Source organism: Leisingera sp. XS_AS12, from assembly GCF_041224635.1.
In the GTDB taxonomy this organism is placed as follows: domain Bacteria; phylum Pseudomonadota; class Alphaproteobacteria; order Rhodobacterales; family Rhodobacteraceae; genus Leisingera.
Window position 1 is genome coordinate 24392 of sequence record NZ_JBGFGM010000076.1, and the last position, 24447, is coordinate 48838.

General features: G+C 63.9%; 27 protein-coding genes. 18 read left to right on the plus strand and 9 right to left on the minus strand.

Annotated features, from left to right (window positions below):
• The first annotated feature begins 26 nt into the window (after positions 1-26).
• The 3 genes from AB9K35_RS06330 to AB9K35_RS06340 all read left to right on the plus strand — a co-directional run bounded on the left by AB9K35_RS06330 (position 27) and on the right by AB9K35_RS06340 (position 3277).
• On the plus strand, positions 27-743 hold the full coding sequence (locus tag AB9K35_RS06330; protein WP_369924941.1) for an SDR family NAD(P)-dependent oxidoreductase: 717 nt from the start codon (positions 27-29) through the stop codon (positions 741-743).
• Between the two features lie 236 nt (positions 744-979).
• Positions 980-2176, plus strand: coding sequence for a Hint domain-containing protein (locus AB9K35_RS06335; RefSeq protein WP_369924942.1), 1197 nt, complete (start codon positions 980-982; stop codon positions 2174-2176).
• 213 nt (positions 2177-2389) lie between these two features.
• Positions 2390-3277: a helix-turn-helix domain-containing protein gene (locus AB9K35_RS06340; protein ID WP_369924943.1), complete on the plus strand. Its 888-nt coding sequence runs from the start codon at positions 2390-2392 to the stop codon at positions 3275-3277.
• Between the two features lie 63 nt (positions 3278-3340).
• Here the strand turns inward: AB9K35_RS06340 and AB9K35_RS06345 are convergent, their stop codons facing one another.
• Positions 3341-5452: a TonB-dependent siderophore receptor gene (locus tag AB9K35_RS06345; protein ID WP_369924944.1), complete on the minus strand. Its 2112-nt coding sequence runs from the start codon at positions 5450-5452 to the stop codon at positions 3341-3343.
• A 335-nt stretch (positions 5453-5787) separates the two neighbouring features.
• On the opposite strand from AB9K35_RS06345, the gene AB9K35_RS06350 reads away from it, so the two are divergent.
• The 4 genes from AB9K35_RS06350 (at position 5788) to AB9K35_RS06365 (ending at position 9723) form a co-directional block, all read left to right on the plus strand.
• On the plus strand, positions 5788-6798 hold the full coding sequence (locus tag AB9K35_RS06350) for an iron-siderophore ABC transporter substrate-binding protein (protein WP_369924945.1): 1011 nt from the start codon (positions 5788-5790) through the stop codon (positions 6796-6798).
• 95 nt (positions 6799-6893) lie between these two features.
• Complete coding sequence (locus AB9K35_RS06355) at positions 6894-7850, plus strand: FecCD family ABC transporter permease (protein WP_369924946.1); 957 nt, start codon at positions 6894-6896, stop codon at positions 7848-7850.
• A 32-nt stretch (positions 7851-7882) separates the two neighbouring features.
• On the plus strand, positions 7883-8926 hold the full coding sequence (locus AB9K35_RS06360; RefSeq protein ID WP_369924973.1) for a FecCD family ABC transporter permease: 1044 nt from the start codon (positions 7883-7885) through the stop codon (positions 8924-8926).
• Entirely contained in the window at positions 8926-9723 is a 798-nt protein-coding gene (locus AB9K35_RS06365) for an ABC transporter ATP-binding protein (protein WP_369924947.1), read from the plus strand. The genes AB9K35_RS06360 and AB9K35_RS06365 overlap by 1 nt, the downstream gene beginning before the upstream one ends.
• Before the next feature lie 4 nt (positions 9724-9727).
• On the opposite strand, the gene AB9K35_RS06370 is transcribed toward AB9K35_RS06365, so the two are convergent.
• Positions 9728-10303: an exonuclease domain-containing protein gene (locus tag AB9K35_RS06370; protein WP_369924948.1), complete on the minus strand. Its 576-nt coding sequence runs from the start codon at positions 10301-10303 to the stop codon at positions 9728-9730.
• Between the two features lie 159 nt (positions 10304-10462).
• Here AB9K35_RS06370 and AB9K35_RS06375 point away from each other — a divergent pair, with 159 nt between their 5' ends.
• The 4 genes from AB9K35_RS06375 to AB9K35_RS06390 all read left to right on the plus strand — a co-directional run bounded on the left by AB9K35_RS06375 (position 10463) and on the right by AB9K35_RS06390 (position 13985).
• The gene (locus tag AB9K35_RS06375; protein WP_369924949.1) at positions 10463-11293 is read left to right on the plus strand and encodes a helix-turn-helix domain-containing protein; all 831 of its coding nucleotides are present in this window, start codon (positions 10463-10465) and stop codon (positions 11291-11293) included.
• A gap of 42 nt (positions 11294-11335) precedes the next feature.
• A complete protein-coding gene (locus tag AB9K35_RS06380) occupies positions 11336-12334 on the plus strand; it encodes an ArsJ-associated glyceraldehyde-3-phosphate dehydrogenase (protein ID WP_369924950.1) in 999 nt (332 codons plus the stop codon).
• A gap of 38 nt (positions 12335-12372) precedes the next feature.
• Positions 12373-13620, plus strand: a complete 1248-nt coding sequence (gene arsJ, locus AB9K35_RS06385) for an organoarsenical effux MFS transporter ArsJ (RefSeq protein ID WP_369924975.1) — start codon at positions 12373-12375, stop codon at positions 13618-13620.
• Between the two features lie 191 nt (positions 13621-13811).
• On the plus strand, positions 13812-13985 hold the full coding sequence (locus AB9K35_RS06390) for a DUF1328 domain-containing protein (protein ID WP_369924951.1): 174 nt from the start codon (positions 13812-13814) through the stop codon (positions 13983-13985).
• Positions 13986-14079: 94 nt separating this feature from the next.
• On the opposite strand, the gene AB9K35_RS06395 is transcribed toward AB9K35_RS06390, so the two are convergent.
• From AB9K35_RS06395 to AB9K35_RS06405, 3 genes are all read right to left on the minus strand, one after another.
• Positions 14080-15330: a cation:proton antiporter gene (locus AB9K35_RS06395; RefSeq protein WP_369924952.1), complete on the minus strand. Its 1251-nt coding sequence runs from the start codon at positions 15328-15330 to the stop codon at positions 14080-14082.
• Positions 15331-15540: 210 nt separating this feature from the next.
• Entirely contained in the window at positions 15541-15801 is a 261-nt protein-coding gene (locus AB9K35_RS06400; protein ID WP_369924953.1) for a hypothetical protein, read from the minus strand.
• A 190-nt stretch (positions 15802-15991) separates the two neighbouring features.
• Entirely contained in the window at positions 15992-16288 is a 297-nt protein-coding gene (locus AB9K35_RS06405; RefSeq protein ID WP_222454148.1) for a hypothetical protein, read from the minus strand.
• Between the two features lie 239 nt (positions 16289-16527).
• On the opposite strand from AB9K35_RS06405, the gene AB9K35_RS06410 reads away from it, so the two are divergent.
• Positions 16528-16686, plus strand: coding sequence for a DUF1328 domain-containing protein (locus tag AB9K35_RS06410; protein ID WP_222454147.1), 159 nt, complete (start codon positions 16528-16530; stop codon positions 16684-16686).
• A gap of 161 nt (positions 16687-16847) precedes the next feature.
• Positions 16848-17345, plus strand: a complete 498-nt coding sequence (locus AB9K35_RS06415; protein ID WP_222454146.1) for a Dps family protein — start codon at positions 16848-16850, stop codon at positions 17343-17345.
• A 209-nt stretch (positions 17346-17554) separates the two neighbouring features.
• On the opposite strand, the gene AB9K35_RS06420 is transcribed toward AB9K35_RS06415, so the two are convergent.
• Positions 17555-18370, minus strand: a complete 816-nt coding sequence (locus AB9K35_RS06420; RefSeq protein WP_222454145.1) for a response regulator — start codon at positions 18368-18370, stop codon at positions 17555-17557.
• A gap of 94 nt (positions 18371-18464) precedes the next feature.
• Here AB9K35_RS06420 and AB9K35_RS06425 point away from each other — a divergent pair, with 94 nt between their 5' ends.
• Genes AB9K35_RS06425 through AB9K35_RS06440 form a run of 4 tightly spaced genes read left to right on the plus strand, consistent with a single transcriptional unit; the run spans position 18465 to position 22464 of the window.
• Positions 18465-18665, plus strand: coding sequence for a NepR family anti-sigma factor (locus AB9K35_RS06425; RefSeq protein ID WP_369924955.1), 201 nt, complete (start codon positions 18465-18467; stop codon positions 18663-18665).
• A complete protein-coding gene (locus AB9K35_RS06430) occupies positions 18658-19230 on the plus strand; it encodes an RNA polymerase sigma factor (protein WP_369924956.1) in 573 nt (190 codons plus the stop codon). The genes AB9K35_RS06425 and AB9K35_RS06430 overlap by 8 nt, the downstream gene beginning before the upstream one ends.
• Positions 19227-21002 (plus strand): sensor histidine kinase, encoded by a 1776-nt coding sequence (locus AB9K35_RS06435; protein ID WP_222454142.1) that lies wholly within the window; start codon positions 19227-19229, stop codon positions 21000-21002. Before AB9K35_RS06430 ends, AB9K35_RS06435 begins: the two co-directional genes overlap by 4 nt.
• Positions 20980-22464: a phospholipase D family protein gene (locus tag AB9K35_RS06440; RefSeq protein ID WP_369924957.1), complete on the plus strand. Its 1485-nt coding sequence runs from the start codon at positions 20980-20982 to the stop codon at positions 22462-22464. The genes AB9K35_RS06435 and AB9K35_RS06440 overlap by 23 nt, the downstream gene beginning before the upstream one ends.
• Positions 22465-22604: 140 nt before the next feature.
• Here AB9K35_RS06440 and AB9K35_RS06445 read toward each other — a convergent pair whose 3' ends face one another.
• The 3 genes from AB9K35_RS06445 to AB9K35_RS06455 form a co-directional block, all read right to left on the minus strand.
• The gene (locus AB9K35_RS06445) at positions 22605-22796 is read right to left on the minus strand and encodes a PLDc N-terminal domain-containing protein (protein WP_369924958.1); all 192 of its coding nucleotides are present in this window, start codon (positions 22794-22796) and stop codon (positions 22605-22607) included.
• A 198-nt stretch (positions 22797-22994) separates the two neighbouring features.
• Complete coding sequence (locus AB9K35_RS06450) at positions 22995-23120, minus strand: entericidin A/B family lipoprotein (RefSeq protein ID WP_222454139.1); 126 nt, start codon at positions 23118-23120, stop codon at positions 22995-22997.
• Between the two features lie 27 nt (positions 23121-23147).
• Positions 23148-23636 (minus strand): hypothetical protein, encoded by a 489-nt coding sequence (locus AB9K35_RS06455; RefSeq protein ID WP_369924959.1) that lies wholly within the window; start codon positions 23634-23636, stop codon positions 23148-23150.
• Between the two features lie 205 nt (positions 23637-23841).
• On the opposite strand from AB9K35_RS06455, the gene AB9K35_RS06460 reads away from it, so the two are divergent.
• Entirely contained in the window at positions 23842-24429 is a 588-nt protein-coding gene (locus tag AB9K35_RS06460; RefSeq protein WP_369924960.1) for an exopolysaccharide biosynthesis protein, read from the plus strand.
• Positions 24430-24447: the final 18 nt, after the last annotated feature.

The window sequence follows — 24447 nt, forward strand, 5'->3', positions numbered from 1 at the left end:
AGTCGTCAACAAGAAAGAGTGGAGCCATGCAGAATATCGTAGTCACCGGCGGATCCGGTGCGATCGGGTCCACTTTCGTGAGCGAATTGGCCCGCAGGTATCCGCAGGCGCGCGTCCACTGTCTGTCGCGCGGGCCTGCCGCGGCCGCCTCGCCAAACATTCGGTGCTTGCAGGTGGACTACGAGACCGAAGACAGCCTGCAAGCCGCAGCGGAGCAGGTCGCACAGGCGGGCGCGGTCGATCTGGTTGTCGTGGCGGGCGGGATTTTGCACCAGCACGACATCATGCCCGAAAAGTCCCTCCGGGAGGTGAGCGCGGAGAAATTCCTGACCCTATTCACGGCCAATACAATTGCGCCGGCGCTGATCGCAAAACACTTCCTGCCGTTGCAGCCGCGCGACAGGCGGGCGGTGTTTGCCGCCCTTTCGGCCCGCGTCGGCAGTATTTCGGACAACCACCTGGGGGGCTGGTATGCCTATCGCGCCTCGAAGGCGGCGCTGAACATGGTCATCCGCAACGCCGCGATAGAGACCCGCCGCCGCAATGCCGAAGCCATCGTGGTCGGGATGCACCCGGGCACGGTGAACAGCAATCTCTCCCGCCCGTTTCAGCGCAACCTTGCCGCCGGGCAACTGTTTTCACCGGAGGTGTCCGTGGCCCGGATGCTTGACGTGATCGACAGGCTGGAGCCCGAGGATAGCGGTCACTGCATTGCGTGGGACGGCACCCGTATCGCCCCCTGAGCGCCCCGCTGACTGCCACCGTGTCCGCCGCCTGTCCGCGACACGGCCCCTGCGAGGCGCGCCGTCACAGGCTGGGGCCAATCATGCCTTATTTATGTCGCCTTGCTACTGGAATTTGACGGCCAATTAAGCGTGCCGAAGGGGGCGCCTCTTTTCTGGGGGTGCCGGTGTCCATTGTTCTTGTCATGTGCGCCCGGGCATGCTGCGGTTTTGTGCAAAACCTGGAGAATTGTGCCGTGCCAGTCATCGATGTTGTCAGGACGGAAGGAACCCCGCATGAAAGCGTGCACGGGCTGCGGGAGGATACGACCTCGCGCGGGGTGGATCTGGACGGCGCGCGCATCGTCGCCACGTATGCCGATGGCAGCACCGAAGTTCTGACCTGGCAGGCGCTGGATCCCTACACCAACGGCGGGGCGACCGGGCAGGGGATCGATCTGTTTTTCGGCAACGATTGGCACGCGCTCTCCACCAGTAAGCTGCTGACCTCTCTGGAGATCGACCTGCAGCCTGCAAGCTCGGTCTTTGATACGACTTTTACCACCGATGATGACCCGGCAGGCGGGTCGACACCGGGGTCGAAGAACGGGTTTCCGTTCCACCTTGCCCCGGAACACGACGGGATGTCGGGACAGTTGGCAGTTACCTATTCGGGTGTCGTCAATCTGGAGGGCAGCCCGGCGCAGGGGGACTTGTACACCACGATGGTGGTGGATTTCACCGGCCTGCCGGAGGGCGGGTTCCTCGGCGATCTGAAGTGGAATTCGGATATCGACACGATGAAGGTCGACGGAGACCTGGTGCCGACGTCCGTGCCCTGCCTGACCCGGGGCACATTGGTGGCCACCCAGGCCGGGGAGGTGCCGGTCGAGGCATTGCGCCCGGGGGACATGGTGCAGACGATGGATCGCGGGTGGCAACCGGTGAAGCTGGTGCTGCGCCGACGCGTCACGCAGCGCGAATTGGCACGCAACAAGCGGCTTTACCCTGTGCGCATCCGGGCCGGTGCGCTGGGCGAGGGGATCCCGAAACGTGATCTCCTGGTGTCGCGTCAACATCGCATGGCGGTTCGCTCGGGCATCGTTCAGCGCATGTTCGACTGTGAGACAGTGTTGGTGGCCGCGATCCGACTGACCAGCCTGCCGAACATCCATGTCGACGAGACGCTGGAGGAGGTAGAGTATTTTCACCTGATCCTCTCTGCGCATGAAATCGTGTTTGCCGAAGGTGCCGCGACGGAAAGCTTCCTGGCGAACCGGCAGACCATCGACAGTCTGGCCCCCGCGGCCCGCCGGGAGTTCACGGCGCTGTTCCCGGAGTATGTCAATGGGCTGTGCAATCCTACCCCGGTGCGCAAGCTGCCGTCGCGGCTTCGGCAGAAAAGGTTGATCCGTCGTCATCTGGAAAACCACAAGGATCTCTACTGTTCCTGAAGGCGGGCGCAGCCTGCTGTCATTGGGAGTAATCCACCGGCTACAAGGGGCGGGGCGGATATTCTGCTCGCCCCCTTGGCTATTTCGGTGTGATGGCTGTATGGTCGCGGCCTAGAAACTTGCCAGCCATCTCAGGTCCGCAGGCCAATGGCCTGCCGTCCCCGCAACATTTGCCAGCAGTTCATCCTTATGTGTCAGGCAAGGGACGTGCAGATGACGCTGCTTCAGAACTTTCAGGGGCAAACGGCCGGGATCGAAGTTACGGAGCCCGCGGCCTCCCGGTTTTGCAATGGTGTGCTGGGCTTGCATTGGCAGGCACGGGGCGGGCGCGGGGCCGGTGGCACCTATTGGTCCGATGTGCCGCGGCTGATGCTGTTTCTGGACGACATGTCCACCGTCAAGATCAGCGAGGGCGGTGCGGATCCCCGGCGCGCGGGGCGACCGGTTTCGGACATTGTCTATGTGCCTGCCGGGTACACGCTGCGCAGTCACTTCACCGCTGCGCTGGAGTTTCGGCACCTGGACCTGCACTTCGACCCGATCTGGCTGCGCGACTACCTCGGGCCCGCGCTGGGAGAGACGCTCGCCGAAGGGTTGATGAACCGCATGATCGAGCGCGACGCGCCGCCGCAGGTGCATAGACTGGCCGAGCTGCTGATCGACGAGATCTCCGGCAACGCCTTTGATGATCTTTACTTCGAGAACCTGACCCGCGCGGTTCTGATGGCGGCCCTCGCGCCGGAAATCGCGGCGCCGCAGTGCTGCTCGGGGCGGTTGACGTCCTACCAGATGCAGAAGTTGAAGACCGCCTTTGCCAAGCGCGGAGGGCGGCGGATGCCGGTGTCTGACATGGCAGCGGTCGTGGGACTGTCCGAAAGTTGGTTTTCGCACGCGTTCAAGAGCACAACCGGCATGTCGCCGCTGCAATGGCAAAAGGAGCAGCGGGTGCGCAGTGCCCAGGAATTGCTGCGCGAAACCGGGCTGAGCGTGGCAGAGATCGCCGGGCGCCTCGGCTTTGCGGACCAGTCGCATTTCACCAAGGTCTTCCGGGCGGTGGCAGGGCAGACGCCAGCCAACTGGCGTCGCTCGTTGACCGGCTGAGAGGCCCCCGCCGACAGCAGCGGTGGGGCAGCCCGGACAGCCAGCTGTCCGGGCCTCCCTGTGTCACCAGCGACGGGTCAGCGTGGCGCTGATCGTGCGGGCCGGCGAGTACCAATTCGCCCCGATGCCGCCGGTCACATGTTTTTCGTCCAGAAGGTTGCTTACGTTCAGCTGCAGGCTGGTGTCCTCGGCCAGGTCATAGCCAAAGGCCGCATCCACCACGGTGAAGCTGTCGCCCTGGCGGGTGTTGGCGTTGTCGAACCACATTGCCCCCGTGTAGCGCGCGCCGAGACCAAAGGTCATGTCGCCGCGTGCGCCTTCGCCCGGCAGCGTGTAGTTCACCCAGACCGAGGCCACGTTGTCGGGAACGAATTGCAGTGCGTTGCCGCTGTTGCCGCCGTTGCCATCGTTCCGGATCTCCGAGTCCATGTGCGAATATCCCGCGATGATCGAGAAGTTGCGGTAGAGGTCGACCTTGGCTTCCAGATCGATGCCGCGGACACGGGATTCGCCGATTGTCTCCTCCCGCAGGGTATTGGGGTTGGTCACGGTCATGTTGAACTTGGTCAGGTCATAGATCGCGGCGCTGAGCAGGGCCCGCCCGCCTGCAGGGCGATATTTCACGCCGGCTTCCAGCTGGCGGCCACGCTCAGGCTCCACCGTCAGCCCGGCCGGAACGACGGATTCGGCATAGTTGCCGTAGACCGAGAGGTCCGGCGTCACCTTGTAGGTCACGCCGAGGCGAGCCGTGGTGTCGCTGTACTCGCCGTTGCTGACGTCGTTGTTGAACAGGTTGGTCTGGGTGGTTTCGCCCTTGTCGTAGCGCAGGCCAAGGTTGGTGATCAGACGATCGCTGAAGGTCAGCTCCTGCTGCAGGTAGAGGCTCTTGGTCGTGGTGTCGGTCCGGCGGTTCTGATACGGCGTCAGCCCGTTCAGGCTGTAGCCTCCGGTATAGGTGAAATTGTCGTAATCGGTGATCGGGTCCGCCGTCGTCCACCAGCTGGTGCTGTATTCGCTGGAATCGGAGTATTCCACCCCGGCCAGGGTGCGGCTTTGCACCGCGCCCAGCATTGCGTCGTATTGCAGGTGCGCGTTCACGACGAAGTCGTCGCCTGCGCTGTCGTTGGCAAACAGGAAGCGGTCGGTTGCGCCATCGCCGGGCGAACGCCGGTCATCCAGATAGATGTATCCGAAGTCCGTTTTCTGGTCCGAGTAGCGCGCTGAAACCCCCAGTTGCAGACCGTTGCTGAATTGGTGATCGAACATCAGCGTCGCGGTGGTGCGGTCCACGCCACGGTAGTTGAAGTCAGGTTCACCAAAGTAGCGGCTGGCCTCGAAATCGGTGTCGACCGGATGGCCACCACCACCGGGCACGGAGTTTCGGTCCAGATGATCCAGCGCGAACACCAGCTGGGTCGCATCGGAGGGACGCCAGGCCAGGCTGGCCGCCAGGTAGGTCTCGTCGTCCTGCGAATGATCCCACTCGGCATCGGCGTCGCGCAGCACGCCGACCAGGCGGTAGGCCAGCGTGCCGGTGTCATTCAGATCATCGCCAAAGTCAAAGCCCGCCTCTTTCTTGTTGAAACTGCCAAAGGACAGATAGGTCTCGCCGTGGCGACCGGACTTGGGCGTCTTGCTGACAAAGTTGACGGCGCCACCGGGGTCGGAGATGCCGAAGGTGGTGGAGTTGCCGCCCTTGACGACCTCAACCCGGTCAAAGGCATAGGGCTCCTCGCGCACGCCACCGAAGTTGCTGCCGATGCGCAGTCCGTCGCGGTAGGTATAGGCATCAAAGCCGCGGATCCGGAAATAGTCGAAGCGGTTGTCGGCGCCATAGTAATCCGTGACCACGCCGGCGGTGTAGTTCACCACCTGTTCGATGGTTTCGGCGCCGCGGGCCTGGATTTCACGGGCCGTGACCACCGAAATAGTGGCCGCAGTGTCGAGGATATCGGCTGACAGGCCCGAGCCGGCGGTGGTCTCGTCCGCGACGAAGGTGGTGCTGTCGTCACCGGAATGCACGGTGATGGTCTGCAGCACGACCGGATCGCTGGTGTCGTCCTGTGCCAGGGCCAAGGCCGGGGCGCAGGTCAGGGCAGAGCAGCCGAGAAGAACCGTGGTCAGGCGACGGGCCGTGCTGCGGCCGCCGCGAAGAGTCAAATAGTCAGGTTGCATGTTACTGGTCCCGTAGGAGTGTGAGTGGTGGTCCGCGCATGCGGGTAAAGGAGGTCGGCGCACAGCTTGTGGGCCGAGCCGGAAATGAAGACGGTGCCGCTGATGCCGCCGGACTGTCCGCGGACAGCGGGGCGTGGCTTTTCCTTCGTTCGCGGCGCTCTCTACGCAGGCTCGGGACGGCAGGTATTGTAAGTTTCAACTTTTTTGGTTGGTTTCTGCGGTTAGTTTAGTGTTTTTGTCGGAAAAGCGTGTCGGATCCGCGCTGCATCGGTTGACCGCTGGCCTGCCCGGGGGCTACCGGCAGCCGAAAGCGCCGATTGGATCAGGAGAAACCCATGCAGACGAGACACCCCGGGCGGTTTGGAATGGCGGTATGGCGGAGCCTGTTGCGCGCCGCGATGCTTGTGCTGCTGGCGGCCGTACCGGTGCGGGCCGATGATTTCCCAATTCGGATCGAACATGCGCTGGGCACCACGGTGGTGCCGCAGAAGCCCGAGCGCATCGCGGCTGTCGGCTGGAGCAACCACGAGGTGCCTTTGGCATTGGGGGTTGTGCCGGTGGGCTTTGCCAAGGTGAATTTCGGCGACGATGACGACAACGGCGTCTTCCCCTGGGTCGAGGCGCGGCTGGCGGAGCTGGGCGCAGAGATGCCAGCACTGTTTGACGAGGGTGACGGCATCGATTTCGAGGCGGTGGCTGCCACCAAGCCCGACCTGATCCTGGCGGCCTATTCGGGCATCAGCCAGTCCGATTATGACACGCTGAGCAAGATTGCCCCTGTGGTGGCCTATACGGTTGGCCCCTGGGCGATCACCTGGCGTGAGATGATCCGTCTGAATGCGACGGCGATGGGGCGGGCCGCGGATGGTGAGGCGCTCATCACCCGGATCGAGGGCCGGATTGCCGAGGCGGTGGCCGAACACCCTGAGATCAAGGGGAAACGGGCGATGTTCATCACTCACCTGCGGGCGCGTGATCTGAGCGTGATCCGTTTCTATTCCGCCAATGACCCGCGGGTGCAATTCTTTGAGGATCTCGGCATGGTCTCCCCGCAGAGCGTGCAGGACGCCACCCGGCCGGGCCGCTACTCGGGCGAGATCAGCGTCGAGCGGATCGATGAGTTCACCGATGTCGATATCGCCGTGACCTATGGCAATGACGAGCTGCTGCAAAGCTTGCGCGCCAACCCGCTGACCGCACGAATGCCGGTGATCCGCAATGATGCGCTCGTGCTGATGAACAACGATCCCATGGGCACTGGTGCCAACCCGACACCGCTGGCGATCGAATGGGTGCTCGACACCTATGTCGACCGTCTGGCCCAGGCCGCGCGGCAGGCCGAATGAGCATCGCGGGGTCCAGTGCGGAAGGCGGGGCTGTCTTGCGGCAGGCTAGATCGCGCGGCGGCAGGATTGGCGCGGGGCAGAGCGCGGTTCTGCTGATGCTGGCCCTCGTCCTCGCGGTTGCCGCCTCGCTTGCCTGGGGCGCGCGCCCGGTCGGGTGGCAAGACATCCTGGCCGCGCTGAACGGGCAGGGCGAGACGCTGGAGCAGGCGGTGGTGCAGATGCGTATCCCGCGCACGCTGTTGGCCCTGCTGGCCGGGGCCGGTCTTGGGTTGGCCGGGGCGGTGATGCAGGGGGTGACCCGCAATCCGTTGGCGGATCCGGGCATTCTGGGCGTCAACGCGGGGGCGGCCATGGCCGTCGTGATTGGCGTCGCCTGGTTCGACATGCAGTCTCGCAGTGGCTTCCTGTGGACGGGCATTGGTGGAGCGATGGGGGCTGCCTGTTTCGTCTATGCGGTTGGCAGCTTGGGGCGCGGTGGCGCGTCTCCGCTGAAGCTGGCCCTCGCAGGGGCGGCGACATCGGTGGCGCTGGCGTCTCTTACGGTGGCAATCATCCTGCCGCGCGGAGACATTGCGGACGGCATCCAGAGTTGGCAGATCGGAGGTGTCGGCGGGGCGACCCATGATGCGATCCTGCCGATGCTGCCCTTTCTGGCCGCCGGGAGCCTGCTGTCGCTGTGGTCCGCGCCCCGGCTGAACCTGCTGGCACTGGGGGATGACGCCGCCGCCGCCCTTGGCGAGCGTGTGGTGCTCGCCCGGTTGGTGGCAGCGCTGGGCGCCGTCATCTTGTGCGGCGCGGCGACTGCGATCTGCGGTCCGATCGGTTTTGTCGGCTTGGTGGTGCCGCATGCGTGTCGCTTGCTGGCCGGGGTGGATCACCGGGTGCTTCTGCCGCTGAGCGCGCTGGGTGGGGCGATCCTGTTGCTGCTTTCGGATGTTGTCGGCCGCCTGCTGGCGCGGCCGTCAGAACTGGAAGCCGGGGTGGTGACCGCCTTTGTCGGGGCGCCTGTGTTCATTGCCATCGTTCGCCGCAAAAGGATCCGCGCACTGTGATCCATTCCTCCGTTTCGTCCCTTCAGACTGGTATGGCGCAGCCTGATGCGCTGGTCGCGCAGCGACGTTTCCGCAGCCTGCGCCAAGCGCGTCGGCGTGGGCTGTTGTCGGTGACATTGCTGATTGCCGGGCTGGTGCTGGGGGGCATCGTGCTGACCTTGACCGTGGGCCAATCCGTGACCGCGCCGCTGGACGTCTTGCGGGTCCTGTGGGGCGCAGAGGTGCCGGGCGTAACCTTTGCGGTGCGCGAGTTGCGGTTGCCTAGGGCCATCGTGGGGGCGCTCGCGGGGGCAAGCTTTAGTCTGGCAGGGGCCGCCTTCCAGGTCTTGCTGCGCAACCCCCTGGCCAGCCCCGATATCATCGGCATCTCCGCGGGGGCCAGTGCCGCCGCGGTTGGCGGCATCGTGTTCTTGGGACTGGGCGGCGTCTGGATCTCAGTCTTTGCGGTGGTGGCAGCCTTGGCGGTCGCTGCGGCGATCTATCTGCTGGCCTGGCGCGACGGGGTCGCGGGCGGGCGGCTGATCCTGGTGGGGATCGGCGTTGCGGCGATGTTGAACAGTTTCGTGGCCTACGCCCTGTCCCAAGCCCCGTCCTGGAGCCTGCAGGAGGCGTTGCGCTGGCTGAGCGGGACGCTGAATGGCGCCACGCTGGTGCAAGGCCTGCCACTGGCGGTGGCGCTGCTGGTGTTCGGCGGGGTGCTGCTGGTACAGAGCCGTGCCTTGGCGGCGCTCCAGATGGGCGATGACACGGCCGCTGCGATCGGTGTGGCGGTGCCGCGCACCCGGCTGCTGGTGGTGCTGTCGGCAGTGGCGGTCATCGCCGTGGCGACGGCGGTCTGCGGGCCGATTTCCTTTGTCGCCTTTCTGGCGCGCCCCATCGCCAGCCGCCTGACCCGCGCGGGCGGGCCTCTGTTGGTCCTCTCGGCGCTGGTCGGGGCGCTGCTGGTGGTGCTGGCCGACTTCACCGGCCAGATCCTGCTTCCTGCGCGCTATCCGGTCGGCATCGTGACCGGAGTTCTGGGCGCGCCTTACCTGCTTTACCTGATTGTACTCATGCACCGAAAGGGAGCCGCCTGATGCGCCGGAACCAGCTGGTCGCCGAAAACCTTCATGCCGGATACGGCGGTCGCCGCGTGCTGCGCGGGGTGGATTTCGAGGTGCCGATGGGGCGGATAACCGGCATCGTTGGCGCAAACGCCTGCGGCAAGTCAACGTTTCTGCGCACGCTGTCCCGGCTGCTGCCACCGGAACAGGGTCGGGTGCTTCTGGACGGGGCAGACGTTCACCGCATGGCGCCGCGCCGCCTGGCCCGAAATCTGGGCCTGTTGCCGCAGACCCCGATCGCGCCGGAAGGGATCACCGTTCTCGATCTTGTTGGCCGCGGCCGACACCCGCATCAGGGGCTGTTTGCCCGTTGGACTGCCGCTGACGAGCGGGCCGTCCTGGCAGCACTTGAGGCCACCGGCACCGTCGATCTGGCTGATCGGGACGTGGATGAACTATCGGGTGGGCAACGTCAGCGGGTGTGGATTGCCATGGCGCTGGCGCAGGAGACGGACATCCTGTTGCTGGACGAGCCCACCACTTTTCTCGACATCAACCACCAGATCGAAGTGCTGGATCTGCTGCACGATCTGAACCGGGAACGCGGCACGACCGTGGTGATGGTGCTGCACGATCTGAACCTGGCGGCCCGCTACTGTGACTGGCTGGCGGCCATGGCAGAGGGGCAGCTTCGCTGTGCCGGGCCGCCGGAAGCGATCCTGACCCCGGACATGGTGGAAGAGGTCTTTGGCCTCAGGTGCCAGGTGGTGCCGGACCCGGTTTCGGGGCGACCGATGATGTTGCCGATCGGCCGCCACGGCGTGCGTTGATCTCTCAGCGCCTGCGGGCCTCTGCGTGCAGGACCACTTCGGCGGCGGCGCGGGCATCCTCGCCCGCATCGTGATGTTCAAAGCATAGTCCCAGGTGGGTCTTGAGCGAGGCCAGCCCGTGACCGCCGTTGCCTTTGAGCTCTGGCCAAGCGCGGCGCGCAACCGTGACGCTGTTCTGCCAGCCCCATTGCGGCTCGGCCCGTTGCAAACCGGCACAGGCGGCGCGGATCGCGCTGCGGTCAAAGCCCGAATGCTGGTAGACGGTGCGGTCGCGCAGCACCTCGTCCAGCAGGTCGATGACGCTGCAGATCGTCGGCGCGCCCCGGACCATCTGTGCGGTGATGCCGTGCAATCCGCTGAATACCCAACGGGTTGTCAGAGGGTTGACCAGCGTCGACCAGGTTTCGATCGAATTGTCCGGGCGCACGCAGGCTACCCCCACCTGGCAGATGCTGCTGCGGTCGTGGTTGGCGGTTTCCACGTCCAGCGCAAAGAAGCGGAACGGGCCGTCCGGCATCGGCGGCGGCGTGGCCACAAGTGGCTGGTTCATCAGGCCGGGAAAGGCGGGGGTGTTTGTCATCAAGGCCTCCGAGACCGGCTGCCGCCATGCGGGGCGCCAGGAAATCGGGGCAAATAGACAGGCAATTGCCCGCCTTGGCAAGCGCGACACCGGAAATGGTCGCAGGTGGCAGGACAAGTTTCGCTTGCTGTGGATCTATATTTCGATAAAACGTGAATTATGAAAAAAGAGATTCCCCTCCGCCTGTCCGTGCTGGGACATCCCCAGCGGCTGTCCGTGTTCCGGCTGCTGATGCGTCGTTACCCGGACCGCGTGCCCGCCAGCGAGATCGGTGCGGCACTGGACGTGAAATCCAGCACATTGTCGTCATATCTGTCTGCTTTGATGCAGGCAGGGCTGGTGACGCAGACCCGCGAAGGAACCTGGTTGTACTATCAGGTGGATCTGGGCGGCATCCGCGAGACGATGGATGCGCTGTTCTTCGATTGCTGTCGCGGCCGCCCGGAATTGTGTCTGCCCGTCCGGGCGGACTGGAAGCAGGAGAACACCGGAATGACGGATCCGCGATACAACGTGCTTTTCATCTGCACGGGCAATTCCGCGCGCTCCATCTTTGCCGAGACGCTTCTGCGCAGCATTGGCTCGGATCGCTTCAATGCGTTCTCGGCGGGCACGAAACCCTCCTCCGAGTTGAACCCCTTTGCGGTGGAGACGCTGCGTGCCAAGGGGCATGACGTGACACCCTTGCGGTCCAAGAACATCAGCGAGTTCATGGGGGACACCGCGCCCAAGTTCGATTTCGTCTTCACGGTCTGCGATCAGGCCGCCAACGAGGACTGCCCGGCCTGGGAGGGGCAGCCGATTTCGGGCCATTGGGGCATGCCGGACCCGGTGAAGGCGGAAGGCAGCGACGCGGAGAAAAGTCTCGCCTTTCAGCAGGCCTATGGCACGCTGAAGAACCGGATCCAGGCCTTCGCCGCACTGCCGATTGCTGAGCTGGACCGGATTTCCCTGCAAAAGGCGGTGGATGACATCGCATTGAACACCTGACAGGCCGAGATCGCCTGTCGCTACCGGATACGAAGGAAGACCATGACTGTATATGCTTTGAACGGCCTGGGCCGGATGGGTAAGCTGGCGTTGAAACCCTTGCTGGACAGCGGCGCGCAGATTGCCTGGATCAATGATGCGGTGGGCTCACCCGAGATGCATGCGCATCTGCTGGAGTTCGACACCGTGCACGGCCGCTGGCAAGCGGAGTTCGGCTATGACGATGACAGCATCACCATCGACGGCACCCGTCTGCCGGTCCATTGCGCCCGCAGGATCGAAGACCTGCCGCTGGACGGGGTCGATGTGGTGATCGACTGCACCGGCGTCTTCAAGACCGAGGCCAAGCTGGCACCGTATTTCGAGGCGGGCGTGAAAAAAGTGGTGGTTTCGGCCCCGGTGAAGGACGGCGATGCCGCCAATATCGTCTATGGCGTGAACCACGACATCTACGAGCCGCAGCGCCACCGCATCGTGACCGCCGCCAGCTGCACCACAAATTGCCTGGCACCGGTGGTCAAGGTCCTGCACGAGGCCTTCGGGATCAAGCACGGCTCGATCACGACCATCCATGATGTGACCAACACCCAGACCATCGTCGACCGGCCTGCCAAGGATCTGCGCCGGGCACGCTCGGCACTGAACTCGCTGATCCCGACGACCACCGGCAGCGCCACCGCGATCACGCTGATCTACCCGGAACTGACAGGCAAGCTGAACGGCCATGCGGTGCGGGTGCCGCTCCTGAATGCCTCGATCACCGACTGCGTGTTCGAACTGGAGCGCGCAACCAGCGCCGAGGAAGTGAACGCGTTGTTCAAGGCGGCCGCCGAAGGCCCGCTGGCCGGGATCCTCGGCTACGAGGAGCGGCCGCTGGTGTCGGCGGATTACACCAACGACACCCGCTCCTCGATTGTGGATGCGCCCTCGACCATGGTGGTGAACGGCACCCAGGTGAAGGTTTATGCCTGGTACGACAACGAGATGGGCTATGCCCACCGGCTGGTGGATGTGGCCCGCATGGCGGGTGAAAGCCTGTGACACCGCGCCCTAACAATACCGCCGCAGCACCCAGCGGGATGGCGGCCTATGCGGCGGTGACCGCAGCCTACTGGGCCTTTATGCTGACCGACGGCGCGCTGCGGATGCTGGTGCTCTTGCATTTTCACACGCTGGGCTTCAGCCCGGTGCAGCTGGCCTATCTGTTTGTCCTCTATGAGGTTGCGGGCATGGCCACCAACCTGTCAGCGGGCTGGATCGCGGCCCGTTTCGGGCTGACCTCGACGCTCTATGCGGGCCTTGGCTTGCAGGTGGTGGCACTGGTTGCGCTGGCGCAGCTGGATCCCGGCTGGCAGGTCGCGACCTCGGTGGCCTTCGTGATGGCGGTGCAGGGGCTGTCGGGCGTGGCCAAGGACCTGGCCAAGATGGCGTCCAAATCCGCGGTCAAGCTGCTGGCGCCCAAGGAGGGCGACGGGCTGTTCCGCTGGGTCGCGCTGCTGACCGGATCGAAGAACGCGGTGAAGGGGCTGGGCTTCCTGCTGGGGGCCGGGCTGCTGGCAACCGCGGGCTTTGCCTGGGCGACGCTGGCCATGGCGGCGGTTCTGGCGGTGATCCTGGTGGCGGTTCTGCTGGCCATGCCCGCAGGCCTGCCGCGCGGGCGCAAAGGGGCCAAGTTTTCCGAGGTGTTCTCGAAATCCGCCAACATCAACTGGCTGTCGGCGGCGCGGGTGTTCCTGTTCGGCGCGCGCGACGTCTGGTTCGTGGTCGGCATCCCGGTCTACTTCTACGCCGTGCTGTCGGACGGCAGTGAGGCGGGCAACCGCGCCGCCTTCTTCCTGATCGGCAGTTTCATGGCCGTCTGGATCATTCTTTACGGCTCCGTGCAGGCAGCGGCGCCGCGTCTGCTGCAGGCCGCGCGCCGCAACGAGGCGCAGCTGATCGCGGCCGCGCGCACGTGGGCGGCGGTGCTGGCCCTCGTGCCCGCGGCACTGGCCGCTGCCGTGCTGGTGGCGGGGGCGCCTGCGCCCTGGCTCACCGCGGTGCTGGTGGCAGGGCTGCTGGTCTTCGGCGGGCTGTTTGCTGTCAACTCGGCGCTGCATTCCTACCTGATCCTTGCGTTTTCCAAGGAGGAGCGGGTGACCATGGACGTGGGCTTTTACTACATGGCCAACGCGGGTGGACGGCTGCTGGGCACGGTGCTGTCGGGGCTGACCTACCAGGTCGGCGGCGTGCCTGCCTGCCTCGGCACCGCCGCGGTGATGGTGGCGCTCAGTGCGCTCGCGGCCGGGCGTCTCGATGGACGGCCCCAAAGCGGCATTCGGGCGTGACCTTCCCATGATGGCATGGCTCAGGACCGCGGGGGCCGTGTGATGAGTCTGCCCCGCCAGATGGCCGGGCGGGGCAGGACCGTGCCGTTGCAGCCGTGCACGCCGGTCGCGGGCGCGGGAACTAAATCGCTTCTGCGGGGTTGAGGTGGTGACTGCAGTTGATTGCAGCCCTGCTGAAAGGAGTGAGGAAAATGCTTGGTTGGGCACTTACATTTCTGGTCATCGCGCTGATCGCGGCGCTGCTTGGATTTGGTGGCGTTGCTGGTACCGCCGCCGGGATCGCGAAAATCCTGTTCTTCGTCTTCCTGGTTCTGTTTGTCATCGCACTCGTGGCGCGCGCGGTGAAGGGCAAGCCCCCGGTCTGATAACCGGACCAGATTTGAATACTGCGTAAAACCCGGCGGCACACCGCCGGGTTTTGCCATTCTGGCCGGGGATGAAGATCGATGCGAAGCGCTTTCAGTCGGCGATTTTATCCATCACGCGCCCGATGGAAAATCCGTGCAGCATGGTGGAGAGAAGTATGGAAAGACCGATCAGCACCCACAAGTCCAGCTCGTTGGTGAATTCGATATGGGTCCCAGCATAACACAGGTAGTAGATCGATCCGATGCCGCGCACACCGAAGACCGATACGATCAGGCGGTCCCGGCCCGACAGATCCGACCCCACGAGCGAGATCCAGCCTGCGATCGGGCGGATCACGGCGATCAGTATCAACGCCATCAACACGTGGGTCCATGTCAGGTCCGCAAAAAGGACCGGCAGGACGTGGCCGAGGGCGACGAGCAGTAGGGCTGTCAAAGCGTGTTCAATGGTTTCACAAAAGTCGTGCAGGCGGCGGTGGAAGCGATGGGCGCTTTCGATGCGGCGCAGGGTCAGCCCCATCATCGTCACAGCGATGAAACCGTAGCCTTCGACAAGCTCGGTAGAGCCATAGCACAACAGAACTCCGGCAATCGCCACAACACCCGAGCCCGTGTCGGCCAGAACCGCATGGCGCGGCACGTTGAACAGGACCTGCCCCAGTGCCCAGCCGCCACATGTGCCCATCAGGGCTCCGACGGTGATACGATAGGCGACGTCCACAGCCAGCCATTCGGCCAGCCACCCCTCAGGATGCAGGCCTTGCAGGGCAATGATGATCCCGAGATAGACGAAGGGGAAAGCCAGGCCATCATTTAGGGCCGCCTCGGTCGTCAGGGTAAAACGCACCGGGTGCTCCTTGCCTTCCTGCGGCGGGCCGACCTGCACATCGCCTGCGAGGACCGGGTCGGTTGGTGCCAGCACCGCGCCCAACAGCACCGCGCCTGCCACGGTCAATCCGCCAATGGTCGATCCCATGAGGGCCACGGTCAGGATCGTCAGCGGCATCCCGATCAGCAACAGCCGCGCGGTCGCCCCCCACTTCTTCCATGGGCCAAGGCTGTCGAGGCGAAGCCCTGCGGTGAACAGGGCGATGATGACCGTCAGCTCGCTGACGATCTCCCAAGGTTTCGGAGCGTGTCTTGGATCCGGAAATTCCGGCAGGCCTGGCACCAGCCAGTAGCTGGCCATGCCCAGCAGGATCAACAGTGGCGCGGCAGCGGGCTCACGGGTGGAGACGAAACGGGGCGCCCAATGGGCCAGGATGATCACAATCCCAACCGACGCCAGCAGCAAATGATAGGGGGCGAAACTGTAAATATCCGCGAAATTCACCATCGTCATTGATATGCGTGCCCCTCAGCAAGACCAGTCGTTCTTTCGGCGCACTTGGCTTGTGTGTCGGATGTCCTGTTCGGTGCGCCTTTCAGCGTTGGCGCAAAGGTTGCGAGAACGACTGAGGCGCAGCATGTCTGGCCCGTGGCCGGGAAACCAGTCCCTGCTGCGCCTCGAAGAATGGTCAACTCGGCGCCTGCCGGAACGGGGGCGGGCCGTTCAGGCAATACGTTCACAGAGTTTGCGATTGATCTCCTTGGCGCGCTCCACCAGCTTTGCCAGCGCGGGATCATCCTCCGCATCGGCGTCGATCTTGCGAGCCTCCGCCGCCCAGTCTTGGATCTCCGCCTCGGCCTCTTCCAGCGTTTGAAGACTGTCCTGTTGGCTGTGACGGGTTCTGGTCCGCTCGCTTAGACGTTCGCTGAGCGCGCTGCAAAGTTCGGTGTGCAGTTGTTCCAATCGTTCATTCGGGAGTTGCATTTTCACCTCCTTCGCGTGCGTACAGGGACCCAACGCGCAGACCTGCGGGTTGGTTCCAGACCGGCGTGATGCCCCTGGGGCGCCCTGGCGCCGCATCATCTGCATCGAAAAGGGCAAACGAACAGCCGCCGCTTCTGAGTGGTGAAGCGGCGGCTGCGGGCATGTGTCAGGCCTGACCGGGAGGAGAAGGTCAGCGGTGACTTTTCACCGCGAGGCCGATCAACATGCCGACGCCTACTGCGGCAGCCATCGACAGGCCGGGGTTCTGGCGCACGAAACGCCGACCGTCTTCCGCCAGACCGTCGAGAGATTTGACGGCCTGCTCCGCGTCAGCGGCCATTTTCTCGCGGACCTGCGTTCCGGACTCGACGATCTTGTCCGCCGCGGTCTGGGCAGCCTTGTTCAGCGACGCTGCCGCTTCCCTCGCATAGGCGCCCGCTTCGGACACGTCGGTTTTCACGGATTTCTTGCTCTGTGTTTCAGCCATGTCTTTTCTCCTTTCGAAGGGTCAACGAAGGCGCTCGGGCAAAAGTTCCGTGTGTTGCGAAGTTCTGCGCTGCTGGCATGCGAAGGGGGCGTTCATCCCGGTACAGGCGGTCGCTGACAACGCGGATGAGGGCGGGAGTTCGCCGGTGGCGGTAAGCAGGGCGCGCGCACTCAAGCAGACAGGAACTTCTGCCGGGCTGGCGGGTTTGTCTGCATATGACGCAACTGAAAGGACATGGCATGCTGAACTGGGCCTTGGTTTTTTTGGTCGTCGCAATCATCGCCGGCATCTTCGGATTTGGCGGCTTCGCTGCGGCGTCCGCCGGGATCGCTCAGATCCTTTTCTTCATCTTTCTCATCCTGTTCGTCGTTGCCCTGGTGCTGCGGCTCAGACGGTGAGAGCGCAGAGGCCGCGGGCAGTGATGTCTGCGGCCTTTGCTTGCGCGAGGTGAGGTTCAGCCCGCCGGTGGCGCGACGCTGGCCAAGCGGATCGGAACCATGGGGGCCGGTTCGCGTTGTCCTCCCGCCCTATGTGCCGAAATTCAGATAAGGAGCTTTCCATGACTGACTCGCTTTCTACCACCCCGAGTGCGGATTCCGTTGAAACCGGTGTGCGGGATACTGCCGCGATTGCCAAAGGGCTGACCAATGTCCTCGCGGACACCTACCGGCTGGTGTTCAAGACGCACGCCTATCACTGGAACGTCGAAGGTCCGGCTTTCTATTCGATGCACAAGCTGACCGAAGAGCAGTACGAGAACATGTTCGCCGCGGCGGACGAATTGGCAGAGCGCGTTCGTGCCCTCGGCCATCTGGCGCCGTCGCGCATGCAGGACATTCTGGACTGTTCGCGGATCGAAGATGCGGAGGGAGACCTCAACGCGCGCGAGATGGCGGAAGACCTGGTCGCGAGCCATGAACGCATCGCGCACCGCTTGCATGCTCTGGCCGAGATGGCCGCCGATCGCCGCGATATCGTGACCGAGGATCTGGCAACGGCCCGATCCGCCTTTCATGAGCAGGCAGCCTGGATGCTGCGGGCGATTGCGAAATCCTGATCGGAATCGAGACACGGCGGCAGTCAGCCGCTGCCCCTTGCCCCGATCGGTTCCGGGACCGGTCGGGGTTCTTTGTTCAGGTCGCAACGGGTCATGGTGTGCGGGCGATGCGCGAAGGCTTGCTTTCAAAGAGGCCGAATAGGGAAACGGGCCGCACTGGGCGGCCCGTCCGTGAGTGGATGCATGTCCGCCCGAAGCGGTCTGCGTTCTTAGACTTTGAGCGTTTCGGTCGAAGAAAAGAACATGGCCTGGCTGACCGCCGAACGCACCTGCTCTTCCGCATAGGGCTTGGAGATCAGGAAGGCAGGTTCCGGTCCTTCGCCGGTGAGCAGCCGTTCCGGGTAGGCGGTGATGAAGATCACCGGGCGATCGCCGTGCTTTTCGAGGATGCCATTGACCGCGTCGATGCCGCTGGACTTGTCGGCCAGCTGGATGTCGGACAGGATCAGATCCGCCGGTTCCTGGGCTGCCAGTTCCAGTGCGGCGGTCTCGGTTCGGGCGATGCCCGTGACCTGGTGGCCCATGTCGGTGACGATGGCTTCCAGATCCATCGCGATGATTGCCTCGTCTTCGATGATCATGATGCGCCCGGTGGTGGCGCGCGACATCTCCTGATAGGCGATGGAGATCAGCTCCGACGCCTCTTCGGTGTCGATCCCCATGATGGTCGCCGTGTCAGCTGCGCTGAATTCCTCGATGGTGTGCAGCAGCAGGGCCTCACGGGTATTCGGGGTCAGTCGCTTGAGGTAGCGCTGGGCCTTGGCCGCAAGGCTCGACGGATCGTCGTCGTCCTGGGCCAGGGCGCCGGAGGACGACCAGATCGCATGGAACACCCGGAACAGGGCCAGTTTCGGGGGCAGGGTGCTGTCATAGTCAGCCTGGTCTGCCAGGATCGCCTCGAGTGCGGCCAGTGCATAGTTGTCGCCACTGGTCTGGCTGCCGGTGAGCGCTCGGGCGTAGCGGCGCAGATACGGCAGGTTCGCCCCGATCTGACTGGCGATGAGATTTCCCGGTTGATCGGTCATTTTGCGAAGTCCCTTTTTTTGCAATATGTATGGAACAATACGCGCTGCTGTGCGTTTGGTTCCAGAAACTGCGTAAAAAATAGTGATGGATTGCATGACACAGGCACAACGCGCCCGGCCACGCGATGAACAGGCCGATCGCGAAATCGATGAGAACCTCAAGCGGGCATTCGACCAAATCGCGAATGAGCCCGTGCCGGACAGGTTTACCGATTTGCTGAAACAATTGCAGCAGAAGGAGGCCGCCTCGGCCGCCGGACGCGGTCAGGAAGGGGAGACCGGGGCCAATGGCTGACATAAAATCTGCCTCCGAACCTGCCGACCCCAGAAGTGAGTTGGTTGAGCATCTTGGTGCGCTTCGTGCCTTTGCGATCAGCCTGACACGCAACAGCGCGACCGCCGACGACCTGGTGCAGGATACATTGATCAAGGCCTGGACGAACATCGACAAGTTTCAGGTCGGATCGAACATGCGTGCCTGGCTCTTCACGATTTTGCGCAACACCTATTACTCGCTGCGCCGCAAACGCAAGCGCGAGGTCGAAGATGGTGACGGCGTGCTGTCGGGCGCCCTGGCCCAGAAACCGGACCACGACGGACGCCTGCACATGCGGGACTTCCATGCCGCTTTTGCGCAGCTGAACGATGAACAGCGCGAGGCGTTGGTCCTGGTGGGTGCGAGCGGTTTCTCTTACGAGGAAGCGGCCGAGATGTGCGGCGTGCGGACCGGCACCATCAAGAGCCGGGTCAACCGGGCCCGTGCGCGCTTGTGCGAACTGATGGAAATGGACGGCAGCAGCCGGATGGAGTTGACGGACTCCGTAACCGCAGGAATTGTCGCCCAACAGGGCGCCGCATGATCAACATTCCACGCCTGCAGTCAGGCGGCCTTCTGATGCGTCTTGCGGCGCTGATGACGGTTGCGCTGTTGCCCCTAGGCATGATCGCCGTCTACCAGACGAACGCCGTGGTGAACGAAGCCACCCGTCTGTCGCATGCCTCGTTGCAGGCCCGCACCGAGCGGGCCGCAGCGCGGCAGCGCGAGCTGTTGCAGCGCGCGGGCGGCGCGACCGAGGGGCTGGCTGCGTCCATTCTGCCGGTGTTGGATGATCCCGCAGGCTGCTCCGAGCTGATGCGGACGTTTACGCAAGGCCCGAACCCGTTCACATTTGCTGCCTTTCTCACACCCGATGGCCGGGTAGATTGCGCGTCGGCAGGAACGTTGGAGTGGGTGTCGGAGAAGTGGCTTTCCCGAAAGGCGCAGGAATCGGCGCGCCTGACCTTCGCGGTGGACAGAGGTCTGCTGGGCAGTGAAGGTCCGCAACTGGTCGCAACCAGCCCGGTGCAGCGCGGGGGGGTGCTGCTCGGCTACATTGCCATAGCGATCCCCCATCAACTGGTCGGATCGCTGCCCGGCAACCCGGGCAGCGGAGATGAAGGCATCCAGTATTTCACGATCGACGCCGAGGGCGAGGTGTTGGCAGCCAGTCTGCCGATGGAAAAGGCCAGGATGGTCTTGCCCAAGACCGTGCCATTGAATGAGCTGGTCAATCGCGCCGGCGACAGTTTCTTCGAAGACGCGCGCACCGGTCAGGAGCGCTTTTTTGCCGTTAGTCGCATTCTGCCGGGCGAAGTCGCCGTGGTCGGCAGCTGGCCGGTGGAAGATGCGATGCTGGTCAGCTCCAACCCCGCGTCCCTGATGACGCTGGCCTTCCCGGTGCTGATGTGGCTGGCCGGGATCGCGGTGGCGATTTTCGGGTTGCAACAGATGGTGATCCGCCACCTCAGCGCGCTGCGCCGGGCAATGCGCCGTTATGCGCTGGGCGAACGTGAAGCGCCGCAGCTGGAGCTAAACGCGCCGCCGCGCGAATTCGAAGAGGCCCGGCAGTCTTTCAACCGGATGGTGCTGATCCTGAGTGAGGCCGAGCGCCGCCGGGAACTCGACCTGGAAGAAAAGACCATCCTGCTGCGAGAGGTGCACCACAGGGTCAAGAATAACCTGCAACTGATCGCGTCGATCATGAACATGCAGGCTCGCGGGGCGCGCACTCCGGAGGCGCGACGGATGTTGTCGCAGTTGCAGCGCCGCGTACGCGGGCTTGCCACCATTCATCGCAGCCTGAACACGAACCCGGATGTGACCACCGTCGGCAGTCGCGAACTGATCAAGGAGCTGATCGGGGAGATCGGCTCGATGGCACCGGGGACGGGCAAGGCGCTCAATATCGAGACGGACCTTGCGCAGGCCCCGCTGAGCCAGGATCAGGCGGTGACCCTGTCCATGCTGGTTTCGGAGGCGATGACCAATGCGATCAAATACGTAGGTACGCCCGAGAATGGACGACCGGAAATCCGGGTCACTCTCAGGGAGACGGCGCCAGGATGGTTGGAGCTTGAGATCAGCAACACCACGGGTAAGCCGCTGTTGCCTGAGGAGGAAACCAGCGACGGCACGGGCATCGGCGCGAGGCTGATGGCGGCGTTTGCCGCACATCTGGACGGGCAGACCGAAACCCGCGAAACGGAAGACCGCTTCATCTATCGGTTGGGCTTCCCGGCGGCCGAAGGGGCAGAACCGCCCCGGCCGTCTTTGCCGGAGCAAGAGTGCGATGCCAAAGCAGCTGCAAGTTGAGCCGACGGAAGATGACTTCCAGGTTCTGATCACCGCCGAACAGGCCTGGCCCGCGTTCGAACGTGCGGTGCTGGCCGCCCGGCGCGAGGTGACCGGGTGTTTCCGCCTGTTCGACCTGTCGACAGATCTCCTCAGCCCCGAAGCGCGGGCGGTCGGCGACACCTGGTCCGACCTGATTGCTGACGCGCTGCGTCGTGGGGTCCGGGTGCGGCTGGTGGTCAGCGACTTCGATCCGGTGATGGCGGCACCTCTGCACGCGGCGGCGCAGAAGACCGTCGCACAGGCCCGCCAGATTGCCGACACGCTGGATGCCGAGGCTGCCGGGCGGCTGTCGGTCGTGGCTGCGTTGCATCCTGCCCGGGCGGGGTTGCTGCCGCGTCTTGCGCTGTCGCCCTTCGTGCTGCGTAAACTGCGCAAACTGCCCCGGCGGCTGCAACCGGCCGCCGCGCGGCGGTCAGCCGTGCCGCAGCTGTATCCGGTGTCGCACCATCAGAAGGTTGCGGTCATCGACCGGGAGATCCTCTATATCGGCGGCCTGGATCAGAACCGCCGCCGCTATGACACGCTGGACCACGACCAGTCGGCCCATCAGACCTGGGCAGATGTTCAGCTGCTGCTGAGTGGTCCCGAAGCGCGGGAGGCTGCGGATCACCTGGATCGGTTCCAGGACGAGATCGCGCTGCGGCAACCGCCGCACAGGGGCAAGCATGTGCGCCGCACGTTGTCGGTCCCGCGTCGCGCTGGCTTCTGGGCGCTGTCGCCGCGCACCGTGTTGCGAGAAATCGAGGAAGATCATCTGGCGGCCTTTGAACGTGCGCAAAACCTGATCTACCTTGAGACGCAGTTTCTGCGCTCCAGCGCTATTGCCGCGGGACTGGCAGCTGCCGCGCGGCGCAACCCGGATCTTTCGCTGATCCTGATCCTGCCGGCCCTTCCGGAAGATGTCGCATTTGACGGCAACCAGGAGCTGGATGCCCGGTATGGTATGGCCTTGCAGGCGGAGGCGCTGGGTCGGGTGATGGATGCGTTTGGGTCGCGGGCGTGCATTGCCAGCCCAGTGCAGCGCCGGATGGCGGCGCGCGACGCCCCTTCGGTCCTGTCCGGGTCGCCGGTGATCTATGTCCACAGCAAGGTTTTGATGACCGACCGCGATTTCGCAATGATCGGATCTGCCAACCTCAACGGTCGCTCGCTGCGCTGGGACACCGAAGCGGCATTGCGGATCACCCAGCCTGACCGGATCGAGCGGTTGTGGAAGGCGCTGGCCCGGCACTGGTGGCAGGAGGATCTGCCGGAGGCGGCGCTGGATCCCGTGCGGGCCGCCGGGTGGTGGCAGCAGCAGATCCGGCGAAACCAGGTCTGCCGCCCCGAGGCCCGGCGCGGGTTTCTGGTCCCGCACGACCCGGACAATATGTCCGAGTTGCAACAGCGTTTGCCCGGGGCCACCGAGGATATCGTCTGAAGGCGGCCCGTGAAAGCCGCGTTGGCCGACGGGGGACGTCCTGGGACTCTCATGCGACCGGCTTGGCCCAACGCAAGTAAACGACCCGGCACCTTGCGGCACCGGGTCGTTTGCGTGTTCAGTCCGGCGTTCGAACGGCGTCAGACCTGACGCGGAGTGGACTTGGGCCCGAACAGCAGCCAGCAAATGAATCCGATCAGGGGCAACACCAGAACAAACAGAACCCAAAGGACCTTGGCGCCTGTGCTGGCCGAAGAGCCAATGATCGAGACGATGGCCCAGATCGCCAGGACCAGAAGAATGAGACCGCCGATACCTGCAAGTTCAACCATGGGTTAGCTCCTTTGTTGCCACTGTGAGGCGAGGCTGTGCATCTGGGTGCCTGTCGCCGTTGAAGGGAAAACGTCCGGCCGGTCGAAAGGTTCCGCAAGTCACTTGTCTGCGCGGCGCAGAGAGGCATGTTCAGGAACGAAATCGCCCGACAGCTGGGGGCTGCCGGGCGACGTGGTGAGGTTAGGAAGACGCCAGGATTACTGCGCTTCTTGCGATTCCTCGGTGATTTCATTGCCCAGTTTGGACACGTCGCGGCCGAAGCCCTCGGTGGTTTCGCAGGCGGCCACTCCGATCAGCAGGGCCAGGAAAAACGGCATACGCATGATGCTTCCTCCTTGCAGATGTTGCAGTTACTTCAGCTTCGAGGCGACGTTGGCGGCAAAGGCGTCGATGACCGCCTTGTAGAACACCTCGCTGTCGATGCTGACCTGTGCAATGTCGGTCCCTGCGGGGTAATAAGCGTTGAGCTGGTCTGCGCTCACCGTCAGGTCATAGCGCAGGTCGTCCGCGGCATCCGGCATGTCGATGTCGACATCGCCCTTCAGGACCCATTCCCCGACACCGAGAGCCTGTTCGAAATTGTTGGCCAAAGCCACTGAATCGATCTCGATGTTGATCTCGGCGCCCTTCTGGGTGTCATCCTTGGCGATCTGGTTCACCAGCTGGGTCGCCAGGGCGGTTTCAAGGTCCGTTTCAAGGTCGACCCAGGCTTCCGCTGCGCTGTAATTCTGGATTGCGGACAGATCCGCAGTCACGTCGATTTCGGAAACCATGGTGGTGGCGGAAACGGCTGTGGCCATGGCCGAAACGAGAGCGGTGGTTCGGATCAGGTGAGTCATTTTCAATGTTCCTTTCCATGTCTTCCCCGTGCCGGGGATCTGTTATGGAAACGTTGATCCGGGCAGGATGGTTCCTGCCATCGCGTGAATTCTGCAGGCTCTCGGATGTCTCCCGGGAGGGCGGCGCACGGCTGCAGGGCAGGGGAACTTGGCTTGTCACCCAAGCGTTGTGGTTGAGTAACCGTATAACTACATGCAGGACATTATGGACAACTCCCGACATCCCGCCGCCGAGGTACTGGACGACGTATCGCAGATCATCGAGGACAATGACGGCTCAGTGACCGTCAGCCGCCTTGCCGAGGAATTGGGCCATAAATCGCTCTCCGCGGTTCTGGCGGTTCCGGCACTGGCGGTGGTGTCACCGCTGAGCGGCGTGCCGCTGTTTTCCTCGACCTGCGGGATCCTGATCTGCCTGGTGTCCGGCCATATGTTGTTCGGGCGGTCCAATCTGTGGCTGCCGGGCTGGCTGGGCCGCAAGCGGATCGAAGGTGCGCGCGCCGAGAAGGCGATCTCGGCGATGCGCCGCGCCGCAAACTGGTTGGATCGGCACGCGTCCAAGCGGATGCAGGTGGTACTATCGCAGCCCTTCATCTCGCTGATCCGGCTGGTGTGCCTGTTGTGTGGCGCGCTGATGCCGGTTCTGGAAGTGGTGCCCTTCTCCTCTTCCATCCTTGGCGCGGCGGTTGCGCTACTGGCCTTGTCCATGCTGACACGCGACGGGTTGATCGCAGTGCTGACCCTCGTGGCGCTTGCCTGTGCTGGTGTCGGAGTGTTGGTGGGGCTGTTTTGACCCGCGATTGCGCGCCGC